Below are 10,576 nucleotides of genomic sequence, written 5' to 3' on the forward strand. Positions count from 1 at the left end.
CTCGCGCGGCTCCTCAGCGGCGGGGGATGTTGCGCAGGTTGCTGCGCGCCATGCTCACGACTTCGCCGGCGCCCTTGTTGAGCACCACCTTGGACATCGCCGTCGCGAAGCCGAACACCTGCGTGCCGGAGATCTTCGGCGGGATCGACAGCGCCTGCGGATCGGTGATCACCTCGACCAGCGAGGGACCCTGGTGGGCGAACGCGTCCCGGAAGGCGTCCTCGAGGTCGCGTGGCTTGACGACCCGGACGGCGTGGAAGCCCAAGGCCTCGGCCACGGCCGCGTAGTTGGTGTCGGGCACGTCGACCCCGAAGTCGGGCAGACCGTCCACCAACATCTCGAGCTTCACCATGCCGAGCGTGGAATTGTTGAACACCACCACGTTGAGCGGCAACCGGTGCGTGGCCACGGTGACCAGCTCGCCCATGAGCATGGACAGCCCTCCGTCGCCGGAGACGGAGATCACCTGGCGGTCGGGATAGGTCAGTTGCGCGCCCACGGCCTGCGGCAGCGCGTTGGCCATCGATCCGTGCAGGAACGACCCGATCAGCCGGCGGGTGCCCAGCGGGTTGATGTAGCGCGCCGTCCAGACGTTGCACATGCCGGTGTCGGCGGTGAACACCGCGTCGTCGGCGGCGACCTCGTCGAGGATCGACGCGGCATACTCGGGGTGGATCGGCACGATCCGGTCGGCCTTGCGGGTGTAGGCGCCCACGGACTTGTTCATCAGCCGGTCGTGCTTCTTCAGCATCTGGCGCAGGAACCGGCCGTTCTTCTTGCGCTTCACCAACGGCATCAGGGCCGCGAGGGTGGGAAGGACGTCACCGTGGACGGCCACATCGACATCGGTCCGGCGTCCGAGGTGCTCTGCGGCTCGATCGACCTGGGCAGTGCGGGTCTCGGGCAGGAACTGGTCATAGGGAAAGTCGGTGCCGAGCAGGATCAGCAGCTCGGCGTCCGCGATGCCCTCGGCCGCCGCGCCGTAACCGAGCAGCCCGGTCATCCCGATGTCGTAGGGGTTGTCGTACTGGATGAAGTCCTTGCCGCGCAACGAGTGTCCGACCGGGGCCTGCAGGTGCTCGGCCAGCGCGACCACCTCGTCGTGCGCGCCCTCCGCGCCGGCGCCCACGAAGATGGCCACCTTGTCCACGTCGTTGATCGCGTCGGCGAGCCGCTGGACGCTCTCCGGGGCGGGCGTCACCGTCGCCGGCACGAAGTCGGTCTGCAGCGGCGTCGGGGCGGTTGCCTCGAGGCTCGCGATGTCGCCCGGCAGCGTGACCACCGCGACGCCACGCCTCCCGACCGCGTGCTGGATCGCACTGTGCATCACTCGCGGCGCCTGGTCCGTGGTGCTGACCAGCTCGGAGTAGACCGAGCACTCGGTGAAGATCCGGTCGGGGTGGGTCTCCTGGAAGAAGGCCGTGCCGATCTGGGCGCTCGGGATGTGCGAGGCGATGGCCAGGACGGGCGCGCCCGACCGGTTCGCGTCATACAGGCCGTTGATCAGGTGCAGGTTGCCCGGCCCGCACGATCCGGCGCACACTGCGAGCCGCCCGGTCAGCTGCGCCTCGGCGGAGGCGGCGAAGGCGGCTGCCTCCTCGTGGCGCACGTGGATCCAGTCGATGCCTCCCCGGGTGGCGCCGCCGGTCCTGCGCACCGCGTCCACCAGCGGGTTCAGGCTGTCTCCCACGATGCCGTAGATCCGCTTCACCCCGGCCTGCTGGAGCTGCTCGATGAGCTGGGTCGCGAGTTCCTTGGCCATGCCCACGGATCCTATGCGCCCCGTGCACTGCGATGCTGGAGACATGTCACTGGCGGTGTGCCTGCTCTTCGACCGGCGAGGTGAGTCCGCCCTGCGCCGACTCTGGGCAGCGCTGGAGGCACAGGGGATCCGCAGCCTCGCGAGCCACACCCACGGGCGGCACCATCCGCACATCTCGTATGCCGTGTTGCTCGACTGGGACCTCGAAGCCGTCCGAGACCGCCTGGGTCGCCTCCCGGACGGTGGACCGTTCGAGCTGCGCTTCCACGGCGTCGTGGCGTTTCCCCGGGGCCGGGCCTGCCTCGTGCCGGCGGTCACCTCGGAGGTCATGCAGCGCCAGGAAGCCGTCTCGGAGGCGGTCGTGGGCACCGGCGCGACCCTGCACCGGCACTACCGACGCGGCGACTGGGTGCCGCACTGCTCCCTGTCGCCCCGCGCGACGGGGGCGCTGCTGCCGGTGGCGGTGCGGATGGCGACCGACGCGCTGCCGCTCACGGTGCGCGTCGAGCGGGCGGCACTCATCGACAGCGGCACCGGCCAGAGCTGGGAGCTGCCCGGCATACCGTGACCAGCTCGCGCGCACTCACCACTGCCGAGCCGACCAGGACCGCCACCCGGTGGGACGGAGCGCGACGACCGGGCCCGGTGGCGGCGACCCGGCATACTGCGGGTACTTCGCGGCCAGGGACCGGAGGCCAGAGCGGGCGAGGGGGTCGGCTGGGTCGAGGATCGCTGCCGTGCAGTCGGCGCGGATCCACCACAGGGCACTCCAGTCGTCCTCGTAGTGGTCGACCAGAACGCTCACCCGGCCGGTCGCCGCGATGTTGTCCAGCCGGCGCAACCGCCGGGTGGTCTTGGGTTTGTCGTCGACGCAGGTGAAGATCGTCTCTTCGGCGACGGCGAAGACGATGGGCACCAGGTGAGGGTGCCCATCGGAGCGCGTCGTGGCCATCCGTGCGACCCGCGCGCTCGAGAACCGTCGCCAGCGTTCGGTCGCCTCCACCTGAGCACCGTAGCTGCCCGCCTGAGGCACCGGGGCCCACTGAGGTGGTCTGAGTCCCCGCGCCTCACGAGGACTTAGGGACTTTGTCCGATCCGGGCACGGTGCCTTACGGAGCAACGTGCTGGTTGTCGGTACGAAGTCCGCGGCCCTCCCGGTCGCAACGGCCGGCATCGGAAGGAGCACGACATGCACCCGTTCATCTCCATGGAGCTGGCCGAGGCCCGCCACCAGGACGACCTGCGTCGTGCCGAGCGGTCCCGTCTGGCCAAGCAGGCCCGGCAGGAACGACGGGCCTCGGAGCGTCAGCAGCAGCCCACGTTGAGGTCTCGCCTCACCCTGGCACGGCGGTCGGCGCCCGCCCCGGCCCCCACGCCGGAGTCGGAGCTGTTCACGCCGCCGGTCCGGCTGCGGATCAGGACCGAGACCGCCTCGCCCGGGCGGCGCACCTCCGAGCCGGTCGAACACCGTCGCTCGGCCTGAGCAAAGCCATCGTGCACCGGGACCAGGCTCCGCACACCCGAGCCTGGTCCCGCGCTGGTGATGGGCTCGCGGGACCTCAGTCCGGTGCGCTCACCTCAGTGGTCGCGCTCCGGGCGAGCAACCGCCGGCGTGCGGAGTCGTCCATCGAGCCGTTGCGTACCGCGAGGGCCTCCGCGATGGCCTCGCGGTGCTCGCGAGTCTTGTTGCCGCCGTACTTGAACTTCGCCCTCACCTGCGTGCCGGACAGCCGGATGCCTCGGATACCGGGTAGGAGGCGTCGGTCGCTGTCGGTCGCCGTCGACACCGGGAGACGGGCCGAACCCGGTGGCTCGAAGTGGGCGAGCTGCCGATTGAGCAGGCCGGCCTTCTCCTCAGGTTCGTCGATCACCTCGACGTCGCAGCTGACCTGCACCGCCGCGTAGTAGCTGGTCGGGACCCCCAGCTCCGCGGCGACGTCCTGGCCGGCGTTGACCGCCGCTGGGACGTAGACGTAGTCGGCGACCACCGTGAACAGCGCCCGCGGACGCTCGGCGAGGGCACGCCATACCGGGTTGGGGCGCGCGAGGTGCAGCTCGATGGTGTGCTCGCCGTCGAAGATGAAGTGGGTCGGGACGACCACGGGCAGCTCGCGGTCGGGACCGCCGGGCGCGATCAGCTGACCGAAGTCGAAATGCTGGAGCACCGCCCGCCACTCCTCGTCGCTGCTTGCGGCGTCCCAGGGGTGCACGAGCATGCGGTCAGTCTCCCACCGAGGTCGCCGGGGGAGCGCGGAAGGCCGACGCGAGCGGGGTGCTGGTGCGGATGTGGCGGATGAGGCACAATGGGCGGCACTGCCGGGTGCGCCCGGTGGCTCCGGCACCCGCCGGACCGTGGACGAGGTCGTTGGGGAAGACGTCCCTCGCACACAGGAGGTCCGGATGTCTGTCGCGATGCCGCGAGTCATGACCCGCGGGGTGGTGTTCATTCACTCCACCCCTACTGCGCTGTGCCCGCACATCGCCTGGGCCCTCGAAGGCGTGCTGGACACGCGGATCCACCTCGACTGGACCCCGCAGCCGCTGGCGCCCGGGTTGATGCGAACCGAGTTCTCGTGGACCGGTGAGGCGGGCACGGGCGCCCGCCTCGCCAGCGCCGTGCGCGGTTGGGAGAACCTGCGCTACGAGGTGAGCGAGGAGGCGAGCCCCGGCAACGACGGGTCCCGCTGGTCACACACCCCGAGCCTCGGCATCCACCACACGTGGACCTCGGCGAGCGGCGACGCCGTCGTCAACGAGGACCGGTTGCGCCACGCGGTCGCGGCAAGCCAGGGCGACGTGACGGTGCTGCACGCCGAGATCGATCGACTGCTCGGCCGGGCGTGGGACGAGGAGCTGGAGCCGTTCCGGTATGCCGGTGAAGGGGCACCGGTCCGCTGGTTGCACAAGGTCGGCTGAGCAGCGACGGCGCGAGGACACGGGCGCATCGGGGCCCGCAGGCGGGTGTCAGCCGTCCCGGCTGGCGCGCACCCCCAAGGACACGCCCGCGGCGACCGAGGCCACGAGGAGCACCACGCTGCCCACCGCCAGCAGCGCCCACACGACGATGGCCGCGGCCGGTGAAGGTCCTGCCGTGTCCGACACGGCGACGACCAGGGCCAGCGCGATGAGCTCGATGATGGCTCCGGCCAGGAACAGGCCCGGGATCGTGAGGCGGTGGATGCCCGCCGCAGGTGGCGCCTTGCGCAGCTGTTTGGTGCCGGGCACGTAGCGGCAGTACGGGCACTTGATGATCTTGGACGGATCGGGGTTGCCGCACTGCGGGCAAGGGATCGGCCCGTCCTGGGCTCGCCCCACCTCGACGCTCTGTTGCTCCATGCCTTCGAATCTAACCCCGGCCACCGCGGTCGCCCCACCGGGCCCGCCGCGCTGGGCGGTCACAGGGGGATGTTGTTGTGCTGGCCGCGTCGCCGTGGTGCCTGGGCGAGGGCGGTCGCGAGCGCGGACCGCGTGCGCTCCGGGGCGATGATCTCGTCCACCACGCCGATCTCGACCGCGCGTGGCAGGCCACCGCTGAGCTCCTCGTGCTCCTGCGCCAGCTCGTTCTCGACCCGGGTGCGGTCGTCCTCCTCGACCTCCGCCAGCCGGCGGCGGTGCAGGATCCGCACCGCCGCGACTGCGCCCATCACGGCCACCTGCGCACCCGGCCAGGCGAAGACCCTGGTCGCACCGAGGGAGCGCGAGTTCATCGCGATGTAGGCGCCGCCGTAGGCCTTGCGAGTCACCAGCGTCACCCGGGGGACAGTCGCCTCGGCGAACGCGTGCAAGAGCTTGGCGCCCCGGCGCACCACGCCGTCCCACTCCTGGCCGACGCCGGGCAGGTAGCCGGGCACGTCCACGACGACGAGCAGCGGCACGCCGAAGGCGTCGCACATCCGCACGAAACGGGCGGCCTTCTCGGCCGAGGACGAGTCGAGGCAGCCGCCGAGCCGTATCGGGTTGTTCGCGACCACACCCACGGTGCGCCCACCGAACCGGCCCAGGGTCGTGGTGATGCTCGGCGCCCACTTGGGGTGCAGCTCCAGGGTCTCGCCCTCGTCGAGGATCGCGCCGACCACGGGGTGCACGTCATACGCCCTCTTCGGCGACTCAGGGAACAAGGCGATTAGGTCGCGATCTCGCACCGCCGACACGTCGAGCTCACCCTGGGCGCCGAACAGCGCGCAGACGAGCTGGGCGCGCTGGTAGGCCTCCTCGGTGGTCTCGGTGATCACGTGCACCACGCCCGAGCGGCGGCCGTGCGGCTCGGGGCCGCCGAGGCGCAACGCGTCGACGTTCTCCCCGGTGACGGAACGGACCACGTCCGGGCCGGTGACGAAGATCCGTCCGTCCGGACCGAGGATGACGATGTCGGTGAGAGCCGGGCCGTATGCCGCGCCGCCCGCCGCCGCGCCGAGCACCACGGAGACCTGCGGGATGACGCCGGAGGCACGGGTCATCACCGCGAAGACCTCGCCGACGGCGTGCAACGAGACGACGCCCTCGGCGAGCCGTGCGCCGCCGGAGTGCCACAGCCCGACCACCGGGACCCGGTCGGCCAGCGCCTTCTCGTAGGCCGTGAGGATCACCGAGCACCCCTCGACCCCCATGGCGCCGCCCTGCACGGTCGCGTCGCTCGCGAAGGCCACCACAGGGACGCCGCGCACGGTGCCCTGTGCCGCCAGCACACCGCTCGAGTCCTGCGGGGTGAGCAGCCGGAGGCTGCCGTCGTCGAGGAAGGTCGCGAGCCGCAGCAGCGGCCTGCGCGGGTCGTCCTCGCGACCGACCTTGGGCCCGGCCGCTGCCGACGCCGCCTGCGAGGCGCTGCTCGGCATCCGGGCCGGCATCAGACGCTGCAGATCGTGAGCGCGACGTTGTGGCCGCCGAAGCCGAAGGAGTTGTTCAAGGCGGCGATGTCGCCGGCCGGCAGCTTGCGGGGCCCACCGGTGACCACGTCGAGCGGGATCTCGGGGTCCTGGTGGTCGAGGTTGATGGTGGCGGGTACGAGGCGGTGGTGGACAGCGAGCACCGTGAGCACGGTCTCCAACGCCCCGGCCGCGCCGAGCAGGTGCCCGGTCATGGACTTCGTCGCGGTCACCGCCACGTCGTCCGTGGCATCGCCGAACGCCAGCTTGAGGGCGTTGTACTCGGCGATGTCACCCACCGGGGTGGAGGTGGCGTGCACGTTGATGTGGGAGACGTCCGACGGTTTCAGGCCGGCACGCTCGAGTGACTCCAGCATGGCGCGGGCGGCGCCGGCGCCCTGGGGCTCGGGAGCGGCGATGTGGTGGGCGTCGGACGACATGCCGACGGCCGCGAGCTCGGCGTAGATCTTCGCCCCTCGTGCCTGCGCGTGCTCGAGCGACTCGAGCACGATGACGCCGGCGCCCTCACCGAGCACGAAGCCGTCGCGGTCGACGTCGTAGGGCCGGGAGGCGGCGGCAGGGTCGTCGTTGCGCTTGGACAGGGCCTGCATGGCCGCGAAGCCGGCGATGGGCAGGGGGTGGACGGCGGCCTCGGTGCCTCCGGCGACGACGACGTCGGCACGACCGGAACGGATCATCTCGGCCGCGTAGCCCATGGCCTCCGCGCCCGAGGAACAGGCGCTGACGGGGGTGTGCGCGCCGGCGCGGGCGCCGAGCTCGAGTGACACGGCGGCCGAAGGTCCGTTGGGCATGAGCATCGGGACGGTGAGCGGGAAGACCCGGCGAGGACCCTTTTCCTGCAGCGTGTTCCAGGCATCGAGCAGGGTCCAGACCCCGCCGATGCCGGATCCCATGGCGACGGCGAGCCGCTCGGGCTCGACCTCCGGGGCGCCCGCGTCCGCCCACGCCTCGCGGGAGGCGATCACGGCATACTGCGCCGAGGGGTCCAGCCGGCGGGTCTCGACCTTCTTGAGGACCTCGCTCGGATGCTGCTTGACCATGGCGGCGAAGGTGACGGGAAGCTCGTACTTCTCTACCCAGTCGAAGGGCATGGTCCGGGCACCGGACTGCCCGGCGAGGATGGCCTCCCAGGTCTCGGAGGTGTTGCCGCCCACCGGGTTGGTGGTGCCAAGCCCGGTGACGACAATGCGCGGTTCGCGGTGCGTAGCCATCGGAGGATCTGCTCCTTGGGATCAGGGTGCTGGGACGAAGAAGGGGGTGTCGGGGTCGGGGGCAGTCGTCCGGCCCGCCACGCTTGGCTCGGGCCGGACGACCGGCGGGTCAGCCCTGGGCGCTGTGGATGAAGCTGACGGCATCCTTCACCGTGGAGAGGTTCTTGACCTCGTCGTCGGGGATGCGGACGCCGAACTTCTCCTCGGCGTTGACGACGATCGTCATCATCGACAGCGAGTCGATGTCGAGGTCCTCGGTGAACGACTTGTCCGGCTGCACCGAGTCGGTCTCGAGTCCGGTCTCCTCGTTGACGATCTCGGCAAGGCCGGCCAGGATCTCCTGCTCGCTCTGAGCCATGGTCAAACTCCTCGTATCTGTTGGGTGTCGTGCGGATTCACTTGGGCTGACCCGGATTACCCGCCGGGCCCACGGGAGGGTGTGTCAGGGCAGGACGATGACCTGGGCGGCGAACACCAGACCGGCGCCGAAACCGATCTGCAGGGCCAGTCCGCCGTGCGGCGCCTGCCCCTCGCGCAGCATCCGCTCGGTGGCCAGTGGGATCGACGCGGCCGAGGTGTTGGCGGTCTCGGCGATGTCACGGGCAACCGGGATGTCCGAGGGCAGCTTGAGCTGCTTGATCATCGCGTCGATGATGCGCATGTTGGCCTGGTGCGGGATGAAGGCGTCCAGGTCGTCCGCCTTGATGCCGGCCGCGTCGAGCGCCTGCTGGGCCACTGGGGCCATGCCCCACACGGCCCAGCGGAAGACGGGCTGCCCCTGCATCAGGATGGCCGGGAACTTGATGCTCTCCTCGTCGACCGCGGTCCAGGAGTCCTTGACCTCGATCCACGAGTCGCGCTGGGCGATCTTGTCGTAGTTGGACCCGTCCGACCCCCAGATGGTCGGGCCGATGCCCGGCGTGTCCGAGGGGCCGACAACCGCGGCGCCAGCGCCGTCGCCGAAGATGAACGCCGTGCCGCGGTCGTGGAAGTCGGTGAAGTCCGACAGCTTCTCGACCCCGATGACCAACACGAACTCGGCACTGCCGCCCCGGACCATGTTCTCGGCGAGCGCGATGCCGTGGCAGTAGCCGGCGCACGCGGCCCCGATGTCGAAGGCGGCGCTGCGGATGCCGAGCCGGTCGGCGAGGATCGGCGCCGCGGCGGGCGTCTGGTAGGGGTGCGTGACGGTAGCCATGACCACCGCACCGATCGAGTCGGCAGTGATGCCGGCGGCTTCGATCGCCTCGCGGGCCGCGTGCTCCGCCATGTCGACCACGGTCTCGTCGGGGGCCGCGTAGCGGCGCGAGACGATGCCCGAACGTTCCTGGATCCACTGGTCCGAGGAGTCGATCGCCTCCACCAGCTCGGCGTTCATGACCACTCGTTCGGGGCGGTAACCACCGACGCCCCAGAGGCGCGCGTACTGCGCTCCCGTGGCGGTGGTGAGCGTCGGGCGGTCGGTGAGGGTCGACATACGGATCAGGCTCCTTGCGGGTGCAGGCGGAGAAGGGGTTGGCCGGGCGAGACGGGGTCGCCGTCCTCGACCAGCCACTCGATGACCTGGCCGCCGTAGGGTGCGCTCACCGGGTGGCTGTCGCGCAGCGTGCTGACGGTCGCGACGACGGCACCGGGGGAGATGTCGGTGCCGGCGACGGTGTGCTCGAGGCTGACGGTGCCCTTGATCGGGGAGATCACCAGCCGCCACGTCGGGTTGTCGGCGAGCGGGTTCTGCTCACCGTGCTCGCGCACCATCCGGTGCACCTCGGGAAGGTCGTCCGGGGTCTTCATGGCCAGGATCTCGATCCCGGGCAGTGCGCGCTTGGCCAGCCCGGCCAGCGTCCCCGCGGGAGGGATCTCGATCAGACCGGTCACGCCGAAGTCCCTGAAGGTCTCCATGCAGAGGTCCCAGCGCACCGGGTTGCTCACCTGGGCGACGAGCCGGCGCAGGAACTCGCGGCCGTCGTGGACGACCTGGCCGTCCCGGTTCGAGACGAGGCGGGAACGCGGATCGTGGGTGGAGATGGCGCGGGCATAACCGTCGAGCACCTCGACGGCAGGGGCCATGTGCCGGGTGTGGAACGCGCCGGCCACCTGGAGCGGGATGACCCGGGCCTTGGCCGGCGGATCCGCCTTGAGAGCGGCGAGCTCGTCCATGGTGCCGGCGGCGACGATTTGTCCGGAGCCGTTGATGTTGGCGGGCGTGAGGCCGTGCCGCTCGAGAGTCGCGACGACCTCGTCGGGGTCCCCGCCGAGGACGGCGCTCATGCCGGTCGGGGTGACGGCACTGGCCTCGGCCATGGCGCGACCGCGCTCGCGGACGAAGACCATCGCCTGCTCGGCGGTGATGACGCCGGCCGCCGCCGCAGCGGTGATCTCGCCGACCGAGTGCCCCGCGCCACCGGCCACGCTGCGGAAGCCGTCGGCCGGGTGCTCGAACATCGCGAGCAGCGAGATCAGGCCCGCCCCGACGATGAGCGGTTGGGCCACCGCGGTGTCCTTGATCGTCGCGGCATCGGACTGCGTGCCGTGCGCCACGAGGTCGAGGCCGGCCACCGCGGAGAGCCACTGCATGCGGTCGCGGAAGCCGGGCAGCTCCAGCCAGGGGGCGAGGAAGCCGGGGGACTGGGAGCCCTGTCCGGGGCAGACGATGACGAGCACGCTTCCCAGCCTCGCGGGTCCATCGTGACCAAGTCGTGACCGAATGGCACCAACAATTC

At 71.0% G+C, this 10,576-nt stretch carries 12 protein-coding genes; 3 read left to right on the forward strand and 9 right to left on the reverse strand.

Going from position 1 to position 10,576, the window contains the following annotated elements; genetic code table 11:
* Positions 1-13: 13 nt before the first annotated feature.
* Positions 14-1,762 carry a pyruvate dehydrogenase gene (locus tag FCN22_RS07470; RefSeq protein ID WP_137120928.1) on the reverse strand — a complete coding sequence of 583 codons (1,749 nt, stop codon included), beginning with the start codon at positions 1,760-1,762 and terminating at the stop codon, positions 14-16.
* 43 nt (positions 1,763-1,805) lie between these two features.
* Here FCN22_RS07470 and FCN22_RS07475 point away from each other — a divergent pair, with 43 nt between their 5' ends.
* On the forward strand, positions 1,806-2,330 hold the full coding sequence (locus FCN22_RS07475) for a 2'-5' RNA ligase family protein (RefSeq protein WP_137120929.1): 525 nt from the start codon (positions 1,806-1,808) through the stop codon (positions 2,328-2,330).
* Between the two features lie 15 nt (positions 2,331-2,345).
* Here FCN22_RS07475 and FCN22_RS07480 read toward each other — a convergent pair whose 3' ends face one another.
* Positions 2,346-2,765 carry a TIGR03668 family PPOX class F420-dependent oxidoreductase gene (locus FCN22_RS07480; RefSeq protein WP_238384583.1) on the reverse strand — a complete coding sequence of 140 codons (420 nt, stop codon included), beginning with the start codon at positions 2,763-2,765 and terminating at the stop codon, positions 2,346-2,348.
* A gap of 186 nt (positions 2,766-2,951) precedes the next feature.
* On the opposite strand from FCN22_RS07480, the gene FCN22_RS07485 reads away from it, so the two are divergent.
* Positions 2,952-3,245 carry a hypothetical protein gene (locus FCN22_RS07485; protein WP_137120930.1) on the forward strand — a complete coding sequence of 98 codons (294 nt, stop codon included), beginning with the start codon at positions 2,952-2,954 and terminating at the stop codon, positions 3,243-3,245.
* A 76-nt stretch (positions 3,246-3,321) separates the two neighbouring features.
* Here FCN22_RS07485 and FCN22_RS07490 read toward each other — a convergent pair whose 3' ends face one another.
* Positions 3,322-3,978, reverse strand: a complete 657-nt coding sequence (locus FCN22_RS07490) for an FMN-binding negative transcriptional regulator (RefSeq protein WP_137120931.1) — start codon at positions 3,976-3,978, stop codon at positions 3,322-3,324.
* Between the two features lie 184 nt (positions 3,979-4,162).
* Here FCN22_RS07490 and FCN22_RS07495 point away from each other — a divergent pair, with 184 nt between their 5' ends.
* Positions 4,163-4,678, forward strand: a complete 516-nt coding sequence (locus FCN22_RS07495; protein ID WP_137120932.1) for a DUF3145 domain-containing protein — start codon at positions 4,163-4,165, stop codon at positions 4,676-4,678.
* A 48-nt stretch (positions 4,679-4,726) separates the two neighbouring features.
* On the opposite strand, the gene FCN22_RS07500 is transcribed toward FCN22_RS07495, so the two are convergent.
* The 6 genes from FCN22_RS07500 to FCN22_RS07525 form a co-directional block, all read right to left on the reverse strand.
* Positions 4,727-5,098, reverse strand: coding sequence for a hypothetical protein (locus FCN22_RS07500; protein ID WP_137120933.1), 372 nt, complete (start codon positions 5,096-5,098; stop codon positions 4,727-4,729).
* Positions 5,099-5,157: 59 nt separating this feature from the next.
* Entirely contained in the window at positions 5,158-6,594 is a 1,437-nt protein-coding gene (locus tag FCN22_RS07505; protein WP_137120934.1) for an acyl-CoA carboxylase subunit beta, read from the reverse strand.
* A gap of 11 nt (positions 6,595-6,605) precedes the next feature.
* Positions 6,606-7,856, reverse strand: a complete 1,251-nt coding sequence (gene fabF / locus FCN22_RS07510) for a beta-ketoacyl-ACP synthase II (protein ID WP_137120935.1) — start codon at positions 7,854-7,856, stop codon at positions 6,606-6,608.
* A gap of 109 nt (positions 7,857-7,965) precedes the next feature.
* On the reverse strand, positions 7,966-8,214 hold the full coding sequence (locus FCN22_RS07515) for an acyl carrier protein (RefSeq protein ID WP_137120936.1): 249 nt from the start codon (positions 8,212-8,214) through the stop codon (positions 7,966-7,968).
* Between the two features lie 84 nt (positions 8,215-8,298).
* Positions 8,299-9,333, reverse strand: coding sequence for a beta-ketoacyl-ACP synthase III (locus FCN22_RS07520; protein ID WP_137120937.1), 1,035 nt, complete (start codon positions 9,331-9,333; stop codon positions 8,299-8,301).
* 5 nt (positions 9,334-9,338) lie between these two features.
* A complete protein-coding gene (locus FCN22_RS07525) occupies positions 9,339-10,517 on the reverse strand; it encodes an acyltransferase domain-containing protein (RefSeq protein WP_137120938.1) in 1,179 nt (392 codons plus the stop codon).
* Between the last annotated feature and the right edge of the window lie 59 nt (positions 10,518-10,576).

The sequence above is a fragment of the Segeticoccus rhizosphaerae genome, from assembly GCF_005222685.1.
GTDB lineage: Bacteria > Actinomycetota > Actinomycetes > Actinomycetales > Dermatophilaceae > Segeticoccus > Segeticoccus rhizosphaerae.

Excerpts from the sequence above, each read along its gene's own strand:
- FCN22_RS07470 (WP_137120928.1), bottom strand. The coding sequence starts at position 1,762 with ATGGCCAAGGAACTCGCGACCCAGCTCATCGAGCAGCTCCAGCAGGCC.
- FCN22_RS07475 (WP_137120929.1), top strand. The coding sequence starts at position 1,806 with ATGTCACTGGCGGTGTGCCTGCTCTTCGACCGGCGAGGTGAGTCCGCC.
- FCN22_RS07485 (WP_137120930.1), top strand. The coding sequence starts at position 2,952 with ATGCACCCGTTCATCTCCATGGAGCTGGCCGAGGCCCGCCACCAGGAC.
- FCN22_RS07490 (WP_137120931.1), bottom strand. The coding sequence starts at position 3,978 with ATGCTCGTGCACCCCTGGGACGCCGCAAGCAGCGACGAGGAGTGGCGG.
- FCN22_RS07495 (WP_137120932.1), top strand. The coding sequence starts at position 4,163 with ATGTCTGTCGCGATGCCGCGAGTCATGACCCGCGGGGTGGTGTTCATT.
- FCN22_RS07500 (WP_137120933.1), bottom strand. The coding sequence starts at position 5,098 with ATGGAGCAACAGAGCGTCGAGGTGGGGCGAGCCCAGGACGGGCCGATC.
- FCN22_RS07505 (WP_137120934.1), bottom strand. The coding sequence starts at position 6,594 with ATGCCGAGCAGCGCCTCGCAGGCGGCGTCGGCAGCGGCCGGGCCCAAG.
- fabF (WP_137120935.1), bottom strand. The coding sequence starts at position 7,856 with ATGGCTACGCACCGCGAACCGCGCATTGTCGTCACCGGGCTTGGCACC.
- FCN22_RS07515 (WP_137120936.1), bottom strand. The coding sequence starts at position 8,214 with ATGGCTCAGAGCGAGCAGGAGATCCTGGCCGGCCTTGCCGAGATCGTC.
- FCN22_RS07520 (WP_137120937.1), bottom strand. The coding sequence starts at position 9,333 with ATGTCGACCCTCACCGACCGCCCGACGCTCACCACCGCCACGGGAGCG.